Consider the following 20,583-nt stretch of genomic DNA (forward strand, 5'->3'; position numbering starts at 1 on the left):
CGCGGGGGCATCTTCCGGGCGATCAGCGCCCATTCGGCATCGGTCAGATCGCTTGCGTAACGCAGTCCACTGCGCTGATACTTGATACGAGCGGCTTTGGTCCACGGCATGGTGTCCTCCCTCGAATCTTTGCAAATCCGAAGGAATCACAAGCCCGCTAAAGCCGCTCACCTTTTTTTCGGTCAGGCTCTGAGGAGCCCGCCTCCAGCGGGCGTCTCGAAGGATGGTCGCAGGGAAAAACTTTCAAATGCGATAGCCCGCCTGCGGGGGGAGGGAGCGCACTTCCTTCGTCGAGACGGTACAGCGCCGCTCTCCCACAAGCGGCTAAAGCGCTACGTGAATCACCTCACCTTGCCGCGCCTTCCGTGAACGCGGTCTCGATCACATCGCCGAACGGCAGCCACGACCGCCCGTCGAACTGCACCAGCCGCATCTGCCTGATCGGCAGGTAGCGTTTGGGCGAGGTGTTCATCCTGATGTTGGGCAATGCGACCGAAGGCTGATAGTCCCGGAGCGAAGCCGCCTGGCGCATGATGTTGTCGCGCGAAAAATCGTCGCCGCATTGCTTCAGCACCTGCGTCAGCGCCTCGGCCGCGGCGTAGCCATAGACGGCCGCGCTGTTGTTGGTGCTCTCGACCCGATGGTATTTGTCCATGAAGGCGAACCAGTCCTTCATGCCGGGATCGTCCTTCCAGGCCGGATCGCTCGGATCCTTCAAAAAGGCCGCCGAAATCACGCCGGCAGAGTTTTCCAGCCCCGCGGGCGCCATCGCGTTGGCGATCGAGGCGGAGGCATCGTTGACGATGAAGACCGGACGCCAATTCAGGGACGCTGCCAGCTTGATCACCTTGGATGCGGTCGAGGGCACGCCGAGGAAGACGAAGATATCGGCGCCGGCGCGCTTGAGGATCGAGACGTGCCCGTCGAGATGCTCGTCGGCCAGATCGAAGGCGATGTCGACGAGGACGTGACGGTTGAGATCGCCGAGGCCCTCCTGGATGCCCTTGTAGAGCATGCGCCCGAACTGGTCGTTCTGCCAGAGCACGACGATCTTCTTTCTGGGGTAGTAGGCCTGGATGTAGTTGGCGTAGATGCGCCCCTCCGACCGGAACGATGGCTGCCAGCCCATGGTCCAGGGATACGCGCTCGGCTGGCTCAGCTCCTCGTCGCCGGAGGCGACGAACAGCTGCGGAATATTCTTCTCGTTCAGGTACGAGCGCGTGACGAGATTGCCGGGCGTGCCGAACGAGCCGAACATCAGTTGCACGCCGTCCTTCTCGACCAGCTTGCGCGTCAGCTCCAGCGCTGTCGCCGGATCGGAATTGTCGTCGCGGGTGATGAAGCGGATCTTGCGGCCATTGATGCCGCCGCGCGCATTGACCATGTCGAAATAGGCCGCTTCCGCCTGGCCGATCGCGCCGAATTCCGAGAGCGGTCCCGAATACGGCATGACATTGCCGATGCGGATTTCCTCATCGCTTGCGGGTTGATCCGAGTGCTGCTGCAGCGACATCGCGCCCAGCGATGCGACAGCAATCACGGAAACGAACAGCATCCTGCCGATGACGCGCATGTTCGATGCCTTGTGGTTGGCCCCCCAACGACGTCGGCTCAATCCCCACCAAGGCCGATAAATCTAGGTCAAGCGTTTGGCAATCGTGTGGCTGGAGTGGCGCTTCGATGAAAGCGGCAGGGGTGCTGCCGCAACGCGCTACGGCAATCCCCGGGCCTCCAGCTGACGCACCAGCAGCAGCGTCGGCTCGGCGAGGCTGTCGCCGGAGCCATCCAAACCGAACGCTGCGGCGATGCCGTCGCGGCTGCGCAGCAGCGTGCTGCGCGGGCAATGGCCGGCGCCGCACAGCGTCTTCTTCAGGGTCTCGCCTTGCGCCACGAGGCCGGCGGAATCATCCGCGGCCCAGGCCAGCACGATCGGCACGTCGACATTGAGGATGCCGGGGAATACCGAGCGCTTGTCGTACTGGGTGGGATCGTCGCCGAGATAGGCCTTCTCGCTGTCGCTCGCGTCCTTGCCGACGCGGTAGGTCCCGGACACCAGCACCACGCCGGCGACGTCGGCGCCAGCGGTCTGCAGCTCGGGATGTGCCAGCATGGTCGCGACGTGGAAGGCGCCTGCGCCATAGCCGACTGCGACGATCTCGCGGGTATCGCCGTTGAAGAGGTCGATATTGCCATGAACCCAGGACAGCGCCGCCGCAACATCGGACGCGCCGGCCGGCCAGGTCGCCGCGGGCGCCAGGCGATAATTGACGCGGACCCCGATCATGCCGTTGCGCGCGGCAAAGCACATCGCCTGGTCCTGGATCTGGCGCGACAGCTCCGGCGCTCCGCGGTCGCCGGTGAAGCTATCCCCCGTCACGAATAGCAGCACCGGCCGCGGCGTGTCGGCCTTGGTCGCGCTGGTCGCGACATCGAGCACATTGGCCTCGCTCTCGCCATAGCGCAGGCCGCGCGAGAAGGTGACCTGCTCGCATAGCCGTGCGGTGCCGCCTGCGGTGGTGTCGGAATCGGTGAGACCCGCCTGCACGAGACCCGAGGGCGGCGGGAGCCGGCCCGGCACGGGTGCGTGCGCGGAGGCCGCGGTCATGGTCAGAAACAGGAAAAATGTCAGACAATTCTTCATGGGTGTGGCGGCCTTGCGGGGCTCATATTGGCTCGCTGATCTGGCTCGTCTTTTCTTCGCTTCATTAGTCGGCCGGCCTTGAGGCGAATTCGCGGCACCTTGGCGGGCAGGCGTGCAGCCGCCGTTTATCCCGATCCGTCAGGCCGCTGTCCAGCGCCGCCGAGGCTCGCGCCTGAAACGGCTTTCTACTGTGCATGGGGTTGTTTTCGCACTTTTTGTTTTGGCCTGGTCCGTCAGGCCGGCTTCATCGTCCGGAAGGTGATGGAATAGCGCCGCGCCGCGACCGGGGGGATGCTGTGCTCCCACTGCGACCGCGCCTCGCCGTCCATCATGTAGAGCGAGCGCGGCAGGGCCGCGAGCGTGTGGCGCTCCCAGGTCCTGCCCCTGCGGCGGCGGAAGCGGAAGTTGCACGGCGAGCCCAGCGACAGGCCGAGCACCTTGTCGAAATGCGGCTTGTCGCGATGCCAGCCGATGCCGACGCCCACCTCGTATTCAGTGCACAGCACCTGCCGGACGCTGCCCTCCGGCAGCCCCGCCCAGGCCTCGACCTGGCGCGCGACCGGCCGCACCCAGTCCGGCACCGGATCGGCCTCGGCCAGAAGCTGCAGCGTGTAGTCGTAGCGATAGCCGAACGACGCCACCCGGCGGTTGCCCTCGAACGCGCCGAACTGAAAGCGCTGGAGCGGCAATGCCGCGATGCGGCCGATCAGATCCTGCTCGGCGGCGCGATCGATAAAATCGTCCGTGGTGCGAAGACCGGCCGGGCCGTCCTGCGGGTCGGCGAACAAACCTAGCTGCGTCATGCCTCGCATTTCCGTGATGGAACCTCTTTGCGGCTGATGCGACTTATCTATGACGCGGGAAGAAACGTGCGAGGCTGTCATGGCAGAGAAGCATACCGCCGATCCGGTTGAGATCATGCGGGCGACCGGTCATCCCGAGCTGGAATACGCCGCCGGCTGGACCATCGCCGGTCTCGTCACCCTCGGCACCATCGTCGCCGCCTGGGTGTTCGCGATCTAGGGCATGATCCGGAAAAGTGTGAAGCGGTTTTCCGGATAGATCATGCCCAAGCAAAACCCCTGAGGGGCGATGGTGCATCGCGCCTCAGGCGACGGGGAAGTGGAGCTCGAAGGCGGCGCCTTCGTCGGTCGGCTTCAGCCTGATCGAGCCGCCATGGCTCGCCATCACCGCGCGCGCGATCGCCAGCCCCATCCCGGTGCCGCCCTGGTCGCGGCGGGTGGTGAAGAACGCATCGAAGATCCTGTCGCGGTTCGGCGCCGAGATCGGCTCGCCGTCATTGCTGACCGTCACAAGCACGGTCGTCCGTGCGTCGACCGCCTCCAGCCTGATCGTCCCGGCCTTGTGCCGCACCGCATTGTCGGCGATGTGCGACAGCACGATCAGCGCCTTCTCCGAGGACATTCCGATCGCCCGGTCGAGGCTGCCGCTGGCCTCGATCGCGCTTGCCGGAAACCGGCTCCTGAGATCGGCGATCACGGGCGCCAGCTCGGTGCGCTCGTTCTGCGGCAGGCTCTCGGCGCGGGCGAGCTCGCGCAGCCGCTGCGCCATCGCCTCCAGCCGCTGGGTGTCGGACAGGATGTTGGCGATGAAGGTGTTCTGCTCGGCCGGCGTCAGGCCCTCGGCCTTGCCCTGAACCGAATCCTGCAGCAGCTCGGCCGCGCCCTTGATTGAGGTCAGCGGCGATTTCAGCTCGTGGGTGAGATGGGCCGAGAAGGTCGCGATATAGTCGGAGCGCCGCGCCAGCTGCTCGGCCATGCCGAGAAAGCTGTGCGAGAGCTGAGCGAACTCGCGCGTGCCGTAATGCTTCAGCGGCTGGAACGCCTCCCGGTCGCCGCGGCCGATTCGGGCGGCGCGGTCGATCAGCTCGCGCATCGGCAGCGTGATGGTGCGCGAGAACACGAGGCCGATCGCGATGGTGCCGAGGATCACGGCGAGTCCCGCTAGCACGAACTTGGCGCGCTCCTGATAGAGATGGTCGAAAATGTTGCTCGGCGTCCGCGTCGTGTAGATCACCCCGGCGACGCGGTTGTTAACGATGACGGGCATCGCCGAGAACACGTGCACGCCGAGGCCGCGGCTGAAGGAATAGATCGGCGGCGGCGGCTTGTCCGGCACGCGGTTGCGTAAAGTCGCGCGGTATTGCCCTTGCAGGGCGTCCGCGACTTCCTCGATATGGGCGAGCGACTGCCCGACCTCCTGCCGCCCGGCAATCACCACGCCTTGCGGATCGAGGATGCGAAAGCCGGCCAATGTCACCTTCTGGGTCTCGCGGATGATCGGCGTCAGCCGGGCGCCGATCTCGACATAGGCTGCTTGCGCCTGCCTGGGCGCGGGCAATGCGTCGGGCCGCCGCCGCAAGAGGTCGTTCGCGGTGAGGTCGAGCGCGGGGCGGATCGGTGTGACCTGGTCGCCGGGATCGGGCAGCACGCCCGGCGGCACCTCGGCGCCGAGCACGAGGCCGCTGTCGAGCCGGGCCGTCACCTCCTGCGCATAGATCGTCGCCAGCACGCGGCTCTGTGCGATCAGCTCGGCCTGGGTCTGGCGGATCAGCTGGTTGTCGTAGAGACGGAAGAAGAACAGGCCGACCAGCGGCAATATGCCGACCGTCGCCAGCACCGTGAAGATCACGAGGGTGAGCGACGGCCGCCATTTGTCGGGCGCAGCGCTCATGCCTCTTTCTCGCAGCGGCCGAGCTTGAAGCCGACGCCGTGGATGGTCTCGATCACGTTGTCGCAAGCAAGCGCCGCGAGCTTGGCGCGGATGTTGCGGATATGGCTGTCGATGGTGCGGTCGGAGACCTGGATGTTGAGCTGGTAGGCCGCGCGCATCAGCTGCTCGCGGTTGAACACCGATGTCGGCCGGGTCAGGAACGCGCGCAGGATGCCGAACTCGATCGCGGTCAGCTTCAGCGGCGTGCCGGCAAAGGACGCGACATGCTGTTCGGGATCGATCAGCAGCCCGCCTTGCGTCAGCGCGGTGGGCCCGGCCTTGGCCTCTCCGTTGCGCGGGCTGAGGCGGCGCAGGATGACATTGACCCGCGCCACCAGCTCGCGCGGGCTGAACGGCTTCGTGACGTAGTCGTCGCCGCCGATCTCAAGGCCCAGGATACGATCGATCTCCTCGTCGCGCGCCGACAGGAACAGGATCGGCACATCGGAGCCTTTGCGAATCTCGCGGCACACGTCGAGGCCGTCGAACTCGGGCATGCCGATGTCCAGCACGATGAGATCGGGCCTGTCGGCGGCAAAGCGGAGAAGCGCCTCCTTGCCGTCGCGGGCCTCGATCACGTCCATGCCGGCCTTCTTCAGGGCGACGCGGATGACCTCGCGGATATGGCCTTCGTCGTCGACGATGAGAATGCGATGCGCCAAGAAACTCTCCGTGTCCTCGTCAGCTCGCCGGCTGGCTGCCGGCCTGAGCTCTTGCCTGGGCGTCTAACCTGCGCTGGAGCCGCCAGCCGCGAAAGCTCCAGCTTCGCCAGGCCAGATCCTGACGCTGCTGTTCTACAAGGCGGTCACGGCGTGGCACAAGACAGCCCTCCCTGGCGGCGGGCCGCAGCGCGAACGCCTTGTCGATGGCGGGCACCGCCTGCGGTCCGAGTGTCATGAGATAATCGATGTCGATCTGCAGGCCTTTCCCCGAGATTTCCCGGCTATGGGCGACATTGTAGTCGGCGATGAAGGCGTCAAAGTTCACGAGCGAGCAGCCGTAGAGCACGATCGCCAATGCGGCGAGGTTGGCGCCGATCAGCCATTGGTTGGACCTGTCGAGCACGATGCGCGCGACGATCAGGATCAGGCCGAGCGCCACCAGCCCCATCCAGATGAAGGCCGCGATGCGCCAATAGGTCAGCATATAGACGTCGACATAGAGATCGAGCCGGCGGATGGACGAGCCGACCAGAAGCACGTTCTGCCCCACCCAGAGATAGACCAGCGGCCGGATCACCTTTGATTTCTCCGCCGGCCCGCCCGGACGCATTGCCACCAGCACGAAGGCAGCGGCGAGCAGGGCGGTCGCGATCAGCGGATAGGCGCCGCGATGGGCGTAAGTTGCATAAGTCATGTTGTTGGGCAGCGCCGCGTGGCCCCACAGATAGATGCCATCGAGAATGGACTGTGCCGCGAACAGCAGGTTGAACAGGATCAGCGAGCGCAGGATGGTGGAGGGGCCGAGAAATTCCGCCGAGACCATGGGCGGCAGCGGCGGTGGCACGGGGCCCTCGGCCACGGTGGCGATGTCTATCGTCTTGCGCCGCCAGCTCACATGGATGAACGGCCAGATCAGAGCCAGCATCAAGGTCCAGAACAGAACGCGCCACATGTTGACATGGTCCAACATGACCTTGGGATTGAGCAGCGACACCCATTGCTCGATCACCGGATTGGCGGCGGCGAACAATGCGATGAAGACGGTGCCGAGCGCCGCAGGCATCAGCCAGAGCGCGATGCCGCGGGTGAACGCCGACATGTTGAAGGCCTGGGGCGCATCGAGGAAGAACCTGAAGGGACCGAGCAGGAGGAAATTGCGCAGCGCGCGGGCGCGGTCGGTGAGCCCGGTCGTATCGGGATTGGTCGCAAGCAACAGCGCAATCGTCAGCGACGCGACGAGGATCAGGAAGGACAGCGTGTTGAGCTCTTCCATGGCCGGCACAAGGCCGAGCACAAGGATCGCGCCGCTGATCATCGCCCGCCGCCAGTCCAGGGTCGCGTGATTGAACAGCACCGACACGCAGGCGGTCGCGACCGCAAACAGCGTCAGCGACAGCCCGATCCGCTGACCATAGAACAGCCAGTCGGCGAGCCCAGCCAGCAGCAGCGCCACTGCGAGCTTGGCCGACAGCGCAGAAGGCCTGATCGGTTGGATGTCCGTCGTCGAAGCCAGGCTCGTCATGTCCAGAGAGTCTCCGTGAATGGTGGCATCACGAATTCTGAACGGCACTTGTGCAGACGGCGGGATCATCGTCTGCACGGCTTCAGGAGTTTTTTGCAGTTTTCGTGCAGGCGCGCTTTTGCCTCTCGCGCAGCGTGATTCGCTTTGCTAGGTGCGAAACATTCATCGCCCATCGCACCTGGTGCATCATGCAATTGCTCAACCGCATCGGTCTCGTCCTGCTCTGGCTCGCCGCGCCGCTCGCTGCATTTGTCGCCGCGAACAAGAACGATCCCTATCTGCTCGTGCTGCGTGGCGCCGGGAACATCTCCCTTGTCGTCGCAAGCATCGCAATCGTCGCTCTTTTGCTGTGGGGAGGTCGCTGGCGCACCATCGCCGGCAAGGCGCTCGTCGTGCTCTGGTGCCTGCCGCCGCTCTTGATGTCGGCTGCGCATCTGAAGTTCGAGCTGCGCAAGCACGACGTTCTCAACGCCAGCGCCGCCGAGGCGCGGCAGCTCGGGCCGCACTTCATGGTCGGCTATTCCTCCTTTCCCGAGGTCGCGCGTCTCGCCAAGCAGGGTCTGATCGGCGGCGTCTATGTCACCCGGCACAACATCCGCGGCCGCACCATTGAGACGTTGCGGGCCGAGATCGCGGCGCTGCAGGATATCAGGCGCGCGGCCGGGCTGTCGCCGCTGATCGTCGCCGCCGATCAGGAGGGCGGCATCGTCGGGCATCTGGCGCCGCCGCTGACCAAAGTGCCGGCGCTGGCGACGTTGACGGGGCTCGCCTCCGACGAGCAGCAGGCCAGGGCCGAGGAGTTCGGCCGCATCCACGGCCGCGAGCTCGCCGCAGTCGGCGTCAACCTGAATCTCGCCCCGGTGCTCGACCTCAAGCCGCCGGCGCGGCGCAACCGTCTCGATTTTCACACGCTGATCGGCAAGCGCGCGATAGCGAGCGATCCCGCCGTCGTCAGCACCATCGCGAGCGCGTATGTGCGCGGGCTGGAAGAGACGGGCGTCGGCGCCACGCTCAAGCATTTTCCCGGCATTGGCCGCGTGCGCGCCGACACGCATCATTTCAGCGCCAATCTCGACACGCCGGTGAAGGAGCTGGAGGCAACCGACTGGCTCCCGTTCCGCGAGGTGCTGTCGCGTTCGCGTAGCACCCTCATGGTCGGCCACGTCACGCTCACAGCCGTCGATCCCGATCGCGCCGCCTCGCATTCGAAGCGCGTCGTCGATGGGATCATTCGCGGGACGTGGGGTTACCAGGGCGTGGTGATGACCGACGACCTCATCATGGGCGCGATCTACCAGAACGACGTCTGCAAGGCCGTGGTCGAGGCGATCAATGCCGGCGTCGATCTGCTGCTGGTCGCCTATGACGGCGCGCAGTTCTACCGTGTCTTTGCCTGCGCCCTGGAAGGATCGCGACAGGGCAGGCTCGACGCGGCGATGCTGCACGCGAGTCAGGCGCGACTGAAGCGTCTCGTCATGCCCGGGCTTGTCCCGGGCGTCCACGTTTTTGGTGCAGAGAGGCAAGGCGTGGATGGCCGGGACAAGCCCGGCCATGACGATGAGAACATTTTCTCTCGGGCCGCCAAGCTATGATTTCGCGAACTGGCGGTAGTCCGGCTCGCGGTGAAACCAGAATTCGTAGCCGGAGATGGCCTTTTGCATGGCAACGTCGTGGATCGGCTGGTTGAGCGGAACCACGGGAACGTCGCGCATGCAGAGCGCGATGAAATCCTTCACCGTCCTGTCGTATTCGGCGGCATCCGTGGTGAAGCGCGCTTTGTCGATCATGGCGTCCATCTCCTTGTTCTCGTACGAGGAGATGTTGAAGATCGAGTTGTTGCCGTGGAAATTCCAGTAGAAGTAATATTCGGGATAATCGAGCCAGCCGCTGAAGCGGTTGAGCGCGAGCGGCAGCTCTTTCTTGTTCAGCGTGGTGCGCCAGTTCGCGCCGGGAATTTTCTCGATTGAAGCCTTGATACCGATCTTGGCGAGACTCTCCTGGATCAGGATCGCGGTCGGCTCGCCGACGGTGGCGGTGCCGGTGTCGAGCGATAGCGTCGTCTCCAGGCCGGATTCGAAGCCCGCTTCCTTCAGCAGCGCCTTGGCCTTGTCGAGATCGGTGACGTAAGGAAACGGCTGCGGCCAGACCGGCTTTGAGACTTCGGCGGCGCCGCCATACATGGGGACGGCGCGGCCGAAGAAGGCGCTGGTCTGGATCTGCTCGTAGGGCATGGCCCAGGCGATCGCCTGGCGCAGCTTGACATTGTCGAACGGCGGCTTGGCGGTGTTCAGCGCGACGTACCACAGCGCGTTCGGGATCGGCACGCCCGAGACCTTGACCTTGCCCTCCTTGATGATCTGCTCGAAATCGCGCGGGGCAAAGCCGCTGGAAATATCCGCATCGCCCCGCTCCAGCATGGCACGGCGCGTGCCGGCGGAGGGAACGTCGCGCGCGATCACGCGCTTGACCTTCGGCAGCGGCCCGCTCTTCCAGTCGTCGAAGCGCGTCAGCACGGTCTCGCTGCCCGGCTTCCAGCTCTCGATCTTGTAGGCGCCGCCGCCGGCCTCGTTGTTCCTCAGCCAGGTCAGCGCCCACGGGTCTTCCGGCGTCGCGTTCTTCCTGGCGAGCTCGGAATTGATGATGAAGGGCACGACGACGGCGACGTTGAACAGCAGCATCTTGTCCTTGCGGACATAGTCGATACGGAAAGTGTGGTCGTCGACCACCACGAACTGCTCCGGCTTCTCCAGCGATCCCGCCGACATCTGGAAGGTCGGAAAGCCGCCGACCTTCACGGCGCGGTCAAACGACCATTTGACGTCCTTGGCGGTCACAGGCGTGCCGTCGTGGAATTTTGCGTCCTTGCGAAGCTTGAAGGTGCAGGACATGCCGTCAGCAGCGACCTCCCAGCTCTCGGCGAGCTCGGGCGCGAGCTTCTCGCGGTCATACGACAATGTGCCGTCCGGCAGTGACTTGGAGGCGTAGGTGAGCAGGCGGTCGTAACAGTTCCAGGACAGGCCATTCACGGTCTGGTTGGAGCCGACGCCCTGCATGTCCAGCGAGTTCGGCCCGAGCTCCTGCACCACCAGCAACGTCTCGCTGCGCCCCTGCGCCCAAGCGAGGCGTGGCGCAAAGGCTGCCATTCCGGCGACACCGAGGCCGCCGAGCACGACGCTGCGGCGGCTCAAATCGAGGGGTGAAACGCTCAAGGGTGCCTCCTGTCCGGAATTGTCCGGCATCGAGAGGCAAGGTGTATGCCACAGCCAGAAGCCCCCAGCCGCCCCGCGAACGCGAGGCGGCTGGGGTCCGATACGCGTTGCGCGGCGGCTTAGGTCTATTCGGCCTGCTCCAGCGCGGCGGGCATCTTCGCCACCGACATCAGCGATCGCGCGACCTGGTTGAGCAGGAGATCGGCATTCTCTTCTTCCGCAAGGGATTTGGAGAGCAGGGCGACGATCGCGCTATGGCGCAGCTGCTGCGCGAGGTTGCGCGCGGTGGTGTAGCCGGCCATCTCGTAATGCTCGACACGTTGCGCCGCAGAGATCAGCGCGAGGTCGGCGGCTGCATCCTCCTTCTCTTGGCTTTCCTTCATGACCTCCTGGCCTTCCTCGATCAGGCCCATCATGCCCTTGCAAGGCTTGGCGCGAGCGTTCTCGCCGAGCAGCTCGAAGCACTCGTTGATGCGCTCGACCTGGTTTTCGGTCTCGGCCAGATGCTGCTCGAACAGTTCCCGCAATTGGTCGAAGCGGGCGGACTGCGCCATCTTCGGGAGCGCCTTCGTCAGCTGCTTCTCAGCGTGGAGGATGTCACGCAGCTCATGCAGCAGCAGATCGGTCAGGCCGGCCTCGTCGACAGGCGGTGAGCTCTCGGCGACGATCGACGGAGCAGCGCCGGGATCGGAAGACTGCATGGCAGGGGATTCCGTGTACACCCAGTCCTCGCCCTCGTTCCACGGGCCGCGGGTATCGATTTCACCGTGGTCGCCGCTGCCGGTGGAATCGTTGAAGTACTGGTTCACGAGGCCGGGCGTCGGCGCGATCCGGCCGATGCTGAAGGCCGGCTTCGACAGGCTCTCGAGCGCGCGCGCGAACGCCTTCATATGCGTGATCTCGCGCGTCATCAGGAATTGCAGCGCGTCCTTGCTGCCGGCATCGTCGCAGAAATTGATCAGGCGCTCGTAGACGATCTTGGCACGCGCTTCGGCGGCGATGTTGCTGCGGAGATCGACGTCAAGTTCGCCGGTGATCTTGAGATAATCGGCGGTCCAGGGATTGCCCTGCGAGTTGAAGAGATTGACGCCGCCTCCGCCGGCAATCGCGATCAGCGGATCGGCTTCCGCCGCCTGGCGGTCGTTCCGCGAAGGCGCAAGATGCATCCGGGCGAGGCAACCGACGACTTCGAGATGGCTGAGCTCCTCGGTGCCGATGTCCATCAAGAGGTCCTTGCGGTCGGGATCCTCGCAATTCAGTCCCTGAATCGAATATTGCATCGCGGCCGCAAGTTCGCCGTTGGCGCCGCCGAACTGCTCGAGGAGCATATTGCCGAAGCGCGGATCGGGCTCGTCGACGCGCACGGTGAACATCAACTTCTTGACGTGGTGATACATGGGGAGACTCGCGTGCTGGAGAGAAACTACGCGACAACGAGGGCCTCCAGCCGTTCGTTCCTAAGTCTCTCCAAGATTGGCGACCTCTGCCAGGGAGCGCGATGGCTTACGGCGTCACCGCACCGCGTGCGACGGCGCGCGGCGCCGTCAGTTCCTTCCATGTCGAATTTGCCACATGCACCGGCGAGAAGGCGGGACGTTCGACGTATCGCCCATCGCCGGCCTCGGTGCGCAGATCGCCATCCGTCCAGACGATACGGCCGCGCGATAGCGTCGCGGCCGCACCGCCGGTGCAGGCAAACCCCTCGAACACGTTGTAATCGATCCGGCTCATCTGCCGCTTGGCGCTGATGGTCTTGCTTGCCTTGGGATCCCACACCACGATGTCGGCATCCGAGCCCACGGCGACCGCGCCCTTGCGCGGATAGATGTTGAGGATCCGGGCGATGTTCGCCGAGGTCACCGCGACGAATTCCTCTTTCGTCAGCCGCCCCGTGGCGACGCCCGCGGTCCAGAGCAGCGCCAGGCGATCTTCGAGGCCGCCGGTGCCGTTCGGGACCTTCCTGAAATCGCCGCGCCCGAACCGCTTCTGCTCGGTGGTGAAGGCGCAATGATCGGTCGCAACCACCTGGAGCGAGCCGGCTTGCAGGCCGGCCCAGAGGCTGTCCTGATGCTGTTTGTCGCGGAACGGCGGCGACATCACGCGCTGTGCGGCATGATCCCAGTCCTTGTTCTGATATTCACGCTCATCCAGCAGCAGATGCTGGATCAGCGGCTCGCCATAGACGCGCTTGCCGGCGGCGCGTGCCCGCGCGATGGCCTCATGCGCCTCGCGGCAGCTGGTGTGCACGATATAGACCGGCGTGCCGGTCATATCGGCGATCATGATGGCGCGGTTGGTGGCTTCGCCCTCGACCTCCGGCGGCCGCGAATAGGCGTGCCCTTCCGGGCCGGTGACGCCGCGCGCGATCAGCGCGTCCTGCATCAGGGCGACGACGTCGCCGTTCTCCGCATGGACGACGGGCATGGCGCCGAGATGGGCGCAGCGCGCGAACGAATTGTAGAGCTCGTCATCGTTCACCATCAGCGCGCCCTTGTAGGCCATGAAATGCTTGAAGGTGTTGATGCCGTAGGTTTTGACCACAATCTCCATCTCGTCATGGATCTGCTTGGACCACGACGTCACCGCCATGTGGAAGCCGTAGTCGCTGGCCGCCTTCTCGGATTTGTGCCGCCACTCCTGGTACGCCGCGAGCATGGATTGGCCGGGATCGGGCAGGCAGAAATCCACCACCATGGTGGTGCCGCCGCTCAGCGCCGCCTTGGTCCCGGATTCGAAATCGTCGGCGGTAACGGTGCCCATGAACGGCATTTCGAGATGGGTGTGCGGATCGATCCCGCCCGGGATGACGTAGGCGCCCCCTGCATCGAGGATCTCGCTGCCCGTCGGCGCATCGAGCGCTGCGCCGATCGCGACGATGGTCTCGCCGTCGATCAGCACGTCCGCGCGACGCGAATGATCGTGATTGACGACGGTGCCGCCGCGGATGAGGAGGGGCATGAGGTGCTCCGAGAAGTGAGGGACGGCTCGAAGGCTAAGCGCGCGACTGGCGTTGCGACAGGTGAAATTTTAGTCAGCCGCCGCCGCTCCTTTCACGTCGCGCGCGATCAGTCCGTCGATCATCGCGCGCACGAGGCCCGCGATCTCCTTGCGCAGCGCCGGTAGCGGTACGGCGACCAGCTTCTGCTCCAGCCCGAGCGCCACCATGCCATGCACGGCCGAGAACAGGCTGCGTGCGGTGATGCCGAGTTCCTCCGGGCTGCGTTCCGGAAACAGCGCGGCCAGCGGCTGGTAGATGTGACGGAACAGCTGCATCTGGTCGTGCACCGACCAATCCGGCACCAGCTTGCCTGTCTCCATCCGGTGCTCGAACAGCGCGCGCCAGAGCTGGAGGTTTTCGGCGGCGAAATCGCAATAGGCGAGGGCGATGCGGACCAGGGATTCCCGTGGCGATGACTCGCCGGCATTGGTTGCGAGAGTCAGCGCCTCGTCGAGCCGGAGCAGCGTGCGCGAACCGACCCGCAGGATCAGCTCATCGACATCAGCCACGAGATTGTAGACCGCGCCATTGGCGCAGCCGATCTCGCGGGCCAAATCGCGGGTCTTGAGACCCGCCAGCCCCCGCTCGGCGATCATCTGTTCGGCCGCCTGGATCAGGGCGGCACGCAATTTCTCTCGCCGTTCCAGGGCTTTAGTCATTCTTAACCAAATTCTTGAGCGTCGCTCAAAATAATATTGAACGATGTTCAAGGTTCCTGCTACAAACCACCTGTGAGCAACGCTCATAGACAGGGAGCAACCAATGTTCAAGACCGTCGTGACCCTCTTCCGCGGCAGCGTCGCCGCTGCGGGCGAGGAACTGGAAGACCGCACCGCCCTTCTGATCCTGGACCAGCAGATGCGCGATGCCGCCGCAGCCGTCGAGCGCAGCAAGCGCACGCTGGCGCTGGCGATCGCGCAGGATCAGCAGGAAGGCCGCAAGCTCGAGGCCACGAACGCGCGTATCGCCGATCTCGAGACCCGTGCCGTTGCGGCGCTCGATGGCAGCCGCGAGGACCTCGCCAAGGAGGCGGCCGAAGCCATTGCGGCCCTTGAGGCCGACCGCGATGCGGCCATGACGGCGCGCGCGCTGTTCGCGACCGAGATCATCAGGCTGAAGCGCCACGTCGCCAACGCGCAGGCTCGCATCACCGAGCTCGATCGCGGTCGCCGGATTGCGCGCGCCTCGGAAGCGGTGCGCTCGCTTCGCCGCAGCGGCATCGAGGCCGCGCGCCCCTATGAGTCGACATTGCCGGAGGCAGAGGGGACGCTGAGGCGTCTGCGCGAGCGGCAGATGGAGGCTCAGGCGGCCGACGATGCCCTGGTCGAGCTCGACGCGGCCACCGGTCCGGTCGCCACCGCCGAACGGCTCGCCGAGCAGGGCTTCGGCCCGCGGCTCAAGACGACCGCAGACGACGTGCTGGCGCGGTTGAAGTCCAGGCGCATGCCGGCGGCCTGATCTCAAGTTCGAATCCGAACGCAATCATCATTCCAATCGACAGGAGTCCATCATGAACCAGAACGGCCAGCCCCATAGCGGTGCCTGGGTGAGCTTCACCTACGCGTCCTTCGCAGCTTCCGCCTTCCTCGTCGCCATCGGCATCTTCTTCCTGCCGATCGACCTATGGATGAAGGGTTATCTCACCATGGGCATCGTGATGATGATCCAGACCTGCGTCACCCTGACCAAGACCGTGCGCGACAATCATGAGAGCAGCCGTCTCGTGAACCGCATCGAGGATGCCAAGGCCGAGCGGCTGCTAATGGAGGTCTCCAAGGCGGCTTGAGGCGAACGGTCGCAGCGCGCCGTCTGGGCGGCGCGCGCCACCGCGGCAGCAAGGGCGCATTGTGCTCCGCGTGCAGGTGCGATATGGCTCTCGCGCTTTCCAGAGGCGGAGACGAGCTTTGTCGAAACAATCCCTGCGCGAGGAGGCCGAGCGCCTGATCCGCGAATCGATGGAAAAGAAGACCATCGTGGTCAAGCAGGGCACGACCCGCATCGAGGCCGTCTGCGGCAAGTGCGGAGCGCCGAACCGGGTGCAGGCGGAGAAGGGCCAGACCCGCGTCAAGTTCGCCTGCAAGAACTGCGGGCACAAGCAAGAGACGTTGTAGGCGTCTTCAACTCATCCGGGTCGCCTCGGCGACGTGCAGCATCGTCCGGCGCGATCCGGCTAGAGGCCCTACGGCCTCGCCCTCACATCACCTGATGCACGTCGATCACGACGCGATCCGCATGGCGCGCCGCTGATGCCACGAAAATGTGTTCCATCAGCCAGCGGTACGTCTCGTGCCCGGTCTCGAACTTCGGCACGGTGCGGAAATAGATCAGCTTCGGATCGACCGGCTCGCCGCGCTTGAGCTTTTGCAGCAGCTCGACCGGGCCGAAGCGCATACCCTTGTTCTCGACGTAGACGGTTGCACCGTCGTCGGTCTCGAAGGCGTATTTCGCTTCGAGATCGATCAGCTCGTTGGGCCGGACGGTCTGGAAGTCGGCGCCGAACGGGAGCACCCTTCCGCTGACCGCGCCCGTCACCTCGCCGCCGATGATCGGAATGATGCGGCGAACGCCGATCCCGGTCTCGCCGGCGGTGACGACGTCGCCGATCCGCGCAGTGATGGTGAAGACGTATTTGGTATCCAGCGTCGGTGTGGTCATGTCTGCCTCCAATGTATCGACGAGGCGCTGCCTTCCCTTCTCCCGTTGTGGGAGAAGGTGGGGCGAAGCGCAGGATGAGGGGTCGCTTCAAACGCGGGTGCTCGCGGAGAGAGACCCCTCACCCGTCTCGCCGCTTTGCGGCGAGCCACCCTCTCCCACAGGGGGGGAGGGGAAGAGAGCTTGCCGCGTTGTCACCCATGCCTAATGCGCCATCATCCGCGTCGGCAGCCATATTGCTAGCAGCGGGAAGGCGACCAGGATCGCGAGGCGCACCAGGTCCGTCGCCACGAATGGGCTCACGCCCCTGAAGATGGTGGAGAAGGAAACGTCCTTCACCACGCTTTTGATGACGAACACGTTCATGCCCACCGGTGGAGTGATCAGGCCGAGCTCGACGGTCATGACGATGATGATGCCGAACCAGATCGGGTCAAAGCCGAGATGGAGGATGACCGGGAAGATGATCGGCACGGTCAGGATGATCATCGCCATGGCATCCATCAGGCAGCCGAGCACGAGATACATCACCAAGATCAGCCCCAGCACCCCATAGGGCCCAAGGCCGAGGCCGGTGAGGAGCTCCGTCACCTTCTGCGGCGTCTGCGTGACCGTCAGGAAGTAGCCGAAGATCAGCGCGCCGATCAGCACCGTGAACACGGCGGCGGAGGTGCGCGTTGCCTGCAGCAGCGAGGCCAGCACCTTTTCGCGGTCGAGGCGGCGTGTCAGCACGCCGATGATGAAGGCGCCAGCCGCGCCCACGCCCCCCGCCTCCGTCGGCGTGAAGCGTGGCAGGAAGGGTAGGCCGTACAGGCCTCCGATGACGAACAGGAACAGCAGGACGGGGGCCCAGATCTCTTTCAATCCCACGAATCGCTCGCGCCACGGCGTCACCTTGCCCCTGGGCAAAAAGTCGGGGCGGAAATAGCCGATCAGGAAGATCGTGAGCATGTACATGGTCATCGCGAGCAAGCCCGGGATGATGCCGGCGATGAAGAGTTTTCCGATGTCCTGCTCGGTGATGATACCGTAGACGGCCAGCACGGTGGAGGGCGGAAGCATCGCACCCAGCGTGCCGCCCGCCGCGATCACGCCAGTGGCGAACGATTGCGGGTAGCCGAAGCGCCGCATCTCGGGATAGGCGACGGCGGAGAAGGTCGCGGCGGTCGCGACCGACGAGCCGCAGATCGCGGCAAAGCCGCCGCAGGCACCGACCGTGGCGATGCCGAGCCCGCCGCGCAAATGTCCGACGAAGCCGTTGGCGGCGCGGAATAGCTCGCGGCTCATGCCGGAATTGCTGACGAAGGCGCCCATCAGCAGGAACATCGGGATCACGCCGAACGTGTAGTCGGTCACGGTCCGCATGGTGACCTGACCGACCATCTTCAGGGCCGGTGTCGAGCCGACGAGATAGCTGAAGCCGCACACGCCGACGAGGCCCATCGCCATGCCGACCGGCACGCGCAGCAGCATCAGGGCGAACAGGGCAACGAAGCCAATGACGGCGACGGCGTCGGTACTCATGCTCACTCCGTCACCTTGATCTTGGGTTCTTGCATGTCTTCGGGGTGGAAGATCAGCCGGTACGTGCGGATCGCGATCAGCAGCACGGCGCAGACGTCGCCGATCCAAGCGACGAGGAAGAACGGCCATGTCGGCATGTGCAGGTCGAAGGTCTGGACGTTGTCGTTGTAGGTCAGCCGGACCTTGTCGAACAGCGTCCAGGTCTGCACGGTGACGACGAACAGCAGCACCAGGGTCGCGAACACGTCGATCATGCGCTGGTAGCGCGGTCCGACATTGGCCCAGACCAGGTCCACCGTGATGTGGGTGCCGCGATAGGAGGTTGCGGCGATGCCCCAGAAGATGAGGATGCCGAGCAGCATGCGGCCGATGTCGAAGGAATCAGGGATCGAATAGTTCAGGGTGTTGCGCAACAGCACCGACAGAAAGATGTCGAGCGCGACGATGCCGACGAAGCCGGCCGCGATCCATTCGATCGAGTCGATGACGCGGTCCATCCAGGAGCGCTTCATGGGGTGGTCCTACCGGGTGAGGTGATTCGTTTAAGCCAGATGTCGCCGCGCGTCTTGCCTCTCCCCGCGTGCGGGGAGAGGCCGCAGCGCATCGAAGATGCGATGCGGGTGAGGGGGACTCTCCGCGAGTCCGTCTGTCACTATCGTTGCGGAAGCAGCCCCTCACCCCGACCCTCTCCCCGTAAGGACGGGGAGAGGGGGAGAGAGCCCGCCACCGTGTCACTCCGCCAACGCGTTGTACTTCTTCAGCGAGGCTTTGAGATCCGCGAGCGCGGCGTCGGGATCGGCGCCGGCCTTCTTGGCGCCGTCGCCCCAGGTCTTGACCAGCGGCTCGGCGGCCTTCTTCCAGGCCGCGATCTGCTCGGGCGTCAGCTTGTAGACCTCATGGCTGGATTCCGCCTTCACCTTGGCGATGCCGGCGTCCTCGAACTTGCCCCAATGCTCGCCGACCGCGCCTGCCATCTCGACCGTGCAGTTCTTGTCGATCGCGGCCTTCTGCTTGTCGGACATCGCATTGTACTTGTCCTTGTTGATCACGAACACGAAGGTCGTGGTGTAGAGCGGCGCCTCCATGTCGTATTTGGTCACCTTGTCGATACCGAACAGCACGAGGGAGCCCCACGGGAAGGTGACGCCGTCGGCGACGCCGCGCTCGATGATGTCGCGGACTTCCGGTGCCGAGGATTGCACGTTGGTGCCGCCGAGCGAGGTGACGAAGTTCGCCATGGTGGCGTGGGCGGGGCGGATCTTCATGCCCTTCACGTCCTCGGGGTTGACGATCTTCTTGGTGCGGGAATGGAACGAGGAGGGCGAGTGGACGAAGGCGAGGCAGTATTTGACGTCCTTCATCTCCTTCTCGGCATATTTGCGATACCAGGCGTCGAGCCCCATCGAGCCGCCCTTGGCATCCGAGATCAGGAACGGCAATTCCCCGGCGCCGATGATCGGGAAGCGGCCGGGCTGGTAGCCGGGATTGACATAGGTGACGTCGGCGATGCCGTCGCGCGCCATGTCGTAATGGTCGAAGGCCTTGCCGAGCTGCTGGGCCGGAAACACCTTGCCGGTAATGGTGCCGCCGGAATCCTTGTTCACCGCAGCCACCCAGTCTTCCAGCGATTTCTGCAGCGGATGCGATGCCGGCACCCAGTGCGAGACCTTCAGGTCAAATGTCTTGTCCTGCGCGAGCGCAGGGCTCACGCTTGCTGCCAGCAGCAAGGCCAGACAGGCTTTCCTCATCACGCGTCTCTCCCTTTTGCGACGGCGGGCTTCGTTGGCCCGGTCTCGTTAATTAACATGTTATCTAGTTCGCCGGCGCGTTCAAGCCGGAATTGAGGCGCGCCGTGTCGCGCCATCTACGTCAGCCATGTTGCATGGATTTGTCGCTGCTCGGGCGACCACCGCTCTCCCTTTACGCAAACGTTATATGGTATAATCATCGCCTGCTAGCCTTTGCCACAAGCAGGCTGCGACCAAAGCCTAACAGGATCGGAAGCAGCATGTATTGCGGACAAAGGTCGCAATCGTCGGGCCGTTGCGGCGACGGCGGGGCTCGTTTCAAACATCTGCACAAATTCCGTTTAAAGCTTTGTAGGTGATGCATTCCTCGCGTCATTCGCTTCCAATGCAACAAGGCAATGAAGCGAGACCGCCATGACCCGCACCGACATCCCCGCCGGCTACGAGCCGCATTTCCGTAAAGCGCCGCTGACCGATCCCTGGGAGCCGCTCTATTCGAAGAAGACCGACAAGGGCGTCACCGTCGGACTGCGCCTGGCGACGCCACACACCAACGCCCGCGGACTGATCCATGGCGGGCTGATCGCGGCGCTCGCTGACGCCGCCATGGGCTACAGCTGCGCCCAGGCGACGGGCTGGACCACGTCATTCGTCACCATCTCGATGTCGGTCGACTATGTCGGCGCCGCCGAGATCGGCCAATGGCTCGCGGTCGAGGGCGAGGCGATCAAGACCGGGAACACGATCTGCTTCGCGCAGTGCCTGGTGAAGGCGGACGACGCCGTGATCGCGCGGGCCAGCGGCACGTTCCGCGTGGTGCCGAAGAAGGGGTGAAGCCCACTCTCTCCGTCGTCATGCCCGGGCTTGACCCGGGCATCCACGTCTTTGGCGCTA

At 64.6% G+C, this 20,583-nt stretch carries 20 protein-coding genes and 1 pseudogene; 6 read left to right on the forward strand and 15 right to left on the reverse strand.

Annotated elements, in window-relative coordinates; all coding sequences use genetic code 11:
- The 4 genes and pseudogenes from P0R31_RS37925 to P0R31_RS37940 form a co-directional block, all read right to left on the reverse strand.
- A pseudogene (locus tag P0R31_RS37925) lies at positions 1-110 on the reverse strand (IS5/IS1182 family transposase); the annotation flags it as partial.
- 236 nt (positions 111-346) lie between these two features.
- Positions 347-1,573 (reverse strand): ABC transporter substrate-binding protein, encoded by a 1,227-nt coding sequence (locus P0R31_RS37930; protein WP_275520180.1) that lies wholly within the window; start codon positions 1,571-1,573, stop codon positions 347-349.
- A gap of 138 nt (positions 1,574-1,711) precedes the next feature.
- On the reverse strand, positions 1,712-2,641 hold the full coding sequence (locus tag P0R31_RS37935) for an alpha/beta hydrolase (protein ID WP_275520182.1): 930 nt from the start codon (positions 2,639-2,641) through the stop codon (positions 1,712-1,714).
- 233 nt (positions 2,642-2,874) lie between these two features.
- Positions 2,875-3,444 carry an alpha-ketoglutarate-dependent dioxygenase AlkB gene (locus P0R31_RS37940; RefSeq protein WP_275520184.1) on the reverse strand — a complete coding sequence of 190 codons (570 nt, stop codon included), beginning with the start codon at positions 3,442-3,444 and terminating at the stop codon, positions 2,875-2,877.
- Between the two features lie 79 nt (positions 3,445-3,523).
- On the opposite strand from P0R31_RS37940, the gene P0R31_RS37945 reads away from it, so the two are divergent.
- On the forward strand, positions 3,524-3,664 hold the full coding sequence (locus tag P0R31_RS37945) for a hypothetical protein (protein ID WP_197954967.1): 141 nt from the start codon (positions 3,524-3,526) through the stop codon (positions 3,662-3,664).
- A gap of 84 nt (positions 3,665-3,748) precedes the next feature.
- On the opposite strand, the gene P0R31_RS37950 is transcribed toward P0R31_RS37945, so the two are convergent.
- Genes P0R31_RS37950 through P0R31_RS37960 form a run of 3 tightly spaced genes read right to left on the reverse strand, consistent with a single transcriptional unit; the run spans position 3,749 to position 7,558 of the window.
- Positions 3,749-5,335 (reverse strand): ATP-binding protein, encoded by a 1,587-nt coding sequence (locus P0R31_RS37950; RefSeq protein ID WP_275520187.1) that lies wholly within the window; start codon positions 5,333-5,335, stop codon positions 3,749-3,751.
- Entirely contained in the window at positions 5,332-6,036 is a 705-nt protein-coding gene (locus tag P0R31_RS37955) for a response regulator transcription factor (protein WP_225132143.1), read from the reverse strand. Before P0R31_RS37955 ends, P0R31_RS37950 begins: the two co-directional genes overlap by 4 nt.
- Before the next feature lie 19 nt (positions 6,037-6,055).
- Positions 6,056-7,558: a DUF4153 domain-containing protein gene (locus P0R31_RS37960; RefSeq protein WP_275520189.1), complete on the reverse strand. Its 1,503-nt coding sequence runs from the start codon at positions 7,556-7,558 to the stop codon at positions 6,056-6,058.
- Positions 7,559-7,746: 188 nt separating this feature from the next.
- On the opposite strand from P0R31_RS37960, the gene P0R31_RS37965 reads away from it, so the two are divergent.
- Complete coding sequence (locus P0R31_RS37965) at positions 7,747-9,150, forward strand: glycoside hydrolase family 3 N-terminal domain-containing protein (RefSeq protein WP_275520191.1); 1,404 nt, start codon at positions 7,747-7,749, stop codon at positions 9,148-9,150.
- On the opposite strand, the gene P0R31_RS37970 is transcribed toward P0R31_RS37965, so the two are convergent.
- The 4 genes from P0R31_RS37970 to P0R31_RS37985 form a co-directional block, all read right to left on the reverse strand.
- A complete protein-coding gene (locus P0R31_RS37970; RefSeq protein ID WP_275520193.1) occupies positions 9,145-10,767 on the reverse strand; it encodes an ABC transporter substrate-binding protein in 1,623 nt (540 codons plus the stop codon). The genes P0R31_RS37965 and P0R31_RS37970 overlap by 6 nt on opposite strands.
- 125 nt (positions 10,768-10,892) lie before the next feature.
- On the reverse strand, positions 10,893-12,164 hold the full coding sequence (locus P0R31_RS37975; protein ID WP_275520195.1) for a DUF892 family protein: 1,272 nt from the start codon (positions 12,162-12,164) through the stop codon (positions 10,893-10,895).
- 106 nt (positions 12,165-12,270) lie between these two features.
- Positions 12,271-13,725, reverse strand: coding sequence for a dihydropyrimidinase (gene hydA, locus P0R31_RS37980; protein WP_275520197.1), 1,455 nt, complete (start codon positions 13,723-13,725; stop codon positions 12,271-12,273).
- A 69-nt stretch (positions 13,726-13,794) separates the two neighbouring features.
- A complete protein-coding gene (locus tag P0R31_RS37985) occupies positions 13,795-14,424 on the reverse strand; it encodes a TetR/AcrR family transcriptional regulator (protein WP_275520200.1) in 630 nt (209 codons plus the stop codon).
- A gap of 103 nt (positions 14,425-14,527) precedes the next feature.
- Here P0R31_RS37985 and P0R31_RS37990 point away from each other — a divergent pair, with 103 nt between their 5' ends.
- From P0R31_RS37990 to P0R31_RS38000, 3 genes are all read left to right on the forward strand, one after another.
- Entirely contained in the window at positions 14,528-15,223 is a 696-nt protein-coding gene (locus P0R31_RS37990) for a PspA/IM30 family protein (protein WP_275520203.1), read from the forward strand.
- Positions 15,224-15,275: 52 nt separating this feature from the next.
- On the forward strand, positions 15,276-15,551 hold the full coding sequence (locus P0R31_RS37995) for a YiaA/YiaB family inner membrane protein (protein WP_035997898.1): 276 nt from the start codon (positions 15,276-15,278) through the stop codon (positions 15,549-15,551).
- Between the two features lie 118 nt (positions 15,552-15,669).
- The gene (locus P0R31_RS38000; RefSeq protein WP_025033895.1) at positions 15,670-15,876 is read left to right on the forward strand and encodes a hypothetical protein; all 207 of its coding nucleotides are present in this window, start codon (positions 15,670-15,672) and stop codon (positions 15,874-15,876) included.
- 82 nt (positions 15,877-15,958) lie between these two features.
- Here the strand turns inward: P0R31_RS38000 and P0R31_RS38005 are convergent, their stop codons facing one another.
- The 4 genes from P0R31_RS38005 to P0R31_RS38020 form a co-directional block, all read right to left on the reverse strand.
- A complete protein-coding gene (locus P0R31_RS38005; RefSeq protein ID WP_275520205.1) occupies positions 15,959-16,420 on the reverse strand; it encodes a DUF3237 domain-containing protein in 462 nt (153 codons plus the stop codon).
- A 201-nt stretch (positions 16,421-16,621) separates the two neighbouring features.
- Positions 16,622-17,941 (reverse strand): TRAP transporter large permease, encoded by a 1,320-nt coding sequence (locus P0R31_RS38010; RefSeq protein WP_275520207.1) that lies wholly within the window; start codon positions 17,939-17,941, stop codon positions 16,622-16,624.
- 2 nt (positions 17,942-17,943) lie between these two features.
- A complete protein-coding gene (locus P0R31_RS38015) occupies positions 17,944-18,453 on the reverse strand; it encodes a TRAP transporter small permease (RefSeq protein WP_275520209.1) in 510 nt (169 codons plus the stop codon).
- A gap of 219 nt (positions 18,454-18,672) precedes the next feature.
- Positions 18,673-19,689 (reverse strand): TRAP transporter substrate-binding protein, encoded by a 1,017-nt coding sequence (locus tag P0R31_RS38020; RefSeq protein WP_225171556.1) that lies wholly within the window; start codon positions 19,687-19,689, stop codon positions 18,673-18,675.
- A 414-nt stretch (positions 19,690-20,103) separates the two neighbouring features.
- On the opposite strand from P0R31_RS38020, the gene P0R31_RS38025 reads away from it, so the two are divergent.
- The gene (locus P0R31_RS38025) at positions 20,104-20,523 is read left to right on the forward strand and encodes a PaaI family thioesterase (protein ID WP_275520211.1); all 420 of its coding nucleotides are present in this window, start codon (positions 20,104-20,106) and stop codon (positions 20,521-20,523) included.
- Positions 20,524-20,583 lie beyond the last annotated feature (60 nt).

It is taken from the genome of Bradyrhizobium yuanmingense (assembly GCF_029167105.1).
In the GTDB taxonomy this organism is placed as follows: domain Bacteria; phylum Pseudomonadota; class Alphaproteobacteria; order Rhizobiales; family Xanthobacteraceae; genus Bradyrhizobium; species Bradyrhizobium yuanmingense_A.

Coding starts and splice junctions, on each gene's coding strand:
- P0R31_RS37950 (WP_275520187.1), bottom strand. CDS start 5,335: ATGAGCGCTGCGCCCGACAAATGGCGGCCGTCGCTCACCCTCGTGATC.
- P0R31_RS38010 (WP_275520207.1), bottom strand. CDS start 17,941: ATGAGTACCGACGCCGTCGCCGTCATTGGCTTCGTTGCCCTGTTCGCC.
- P0R31_RS38015 (WP_275520209.1), bottom strand. CDS start 18,453: ATGAAGCGCTCCTGGATGGACCGCGTCATCGACTCGATCGAATGGATC.
- P0R31_RS37975 (WP_275520195.1), bottom strand. CDS start 12,164: ATGTATCACCACGTCAAGAAGTTGATGTTCACCGTGCGCGTCGACGAG.
- P0R31_RS37985 (WP_275520200.1), bottom strand. CDS start 14,424: ATGACTAAAGCCCTGGAACGGCGAGAGAAATTGCGTGCCGCCCTGATC.
- P0R31_RS37945 (WP_197954967.1), top strand. CDS start 3,524: ATGGCAGAGAAGCATACCGCCGATCCGGTTGAGATCATGCGGGCGACC.
- P0R31_RS37960 (WP_275520189.1), bottom strand. CDS start 7,558: ATGACGAGCCTGGCTTCGACGACGGACATCCAACCGATCAGGCCTTCT.
- P0R31_RS38020 (WP_225171556.1), bottom strand. CDS start 19,689: ATGAGGAAAGCCTGTCTGGCCTTGCTGCTGGCAGCAAGCGTGAGCCCT.
- P0R31_RS38025 (WP_275520211.1), top strand. CDS start 20,104: ATGACCCGCACCGACATCCCCGCCGGCTACGAGCCGCATTTCCGTAAA.
- P0R31_RS37990 (WP_275520203.1), top strand. CDS start 14,528: ATGTTCAAGACCGTCGTGACCCTCTTCCGCGGCAGCGTCGCCGCTGCG.
- P0R31_RS37930 (WP_275520180.1), bottom strand. CDS start 1,573: ATGCGCGTCATCGGCAGGATGCTGTTCGTTTCCGTGATTGCTGTCGCA.
- P0R31_RS37965 (WP_275520191.1), top strand. CDS start 7,747: ATGCAATTGCTCAACCGCATCGGTCTCGTCCTGCTCTGGCTCGCCGCG.
- P0R31_RS37940 (WP_275520184.1), bottom strand. CDS start 3,444: ATGACGCAGCTAGGTTTGTTCGCCGACCCGCAGGACGGCCCGGCCGGT.
- P0R31_RS38005 (WP_275520205.1), bottom strand. CDS start 16,420: ATGACCACACCGACGCTGGATACCAAATACGTCTTCACCATCACTGCG.
- hydA (WP_275520197.1), bottom strand. CDS start 13,725: ATGCCCCTCCTCATCCGCGGCGGCACCGTCGTCAATCACGATCATTCG.
- P0R31_RS37935 (WP_275520182.1), bottom strand. CDS start 2,641: ATGAAGAATTGTCTGACATTTTTCCTGTTTCTGACCATGACCGCGGCC.
- P0R31_RS37995 (WP_035997898.1), top strand. CDS start 15,276: ATGAACCAGAACGGCCAGCCCCATAGCGGTGCCTGGGTGAGCTTCACC.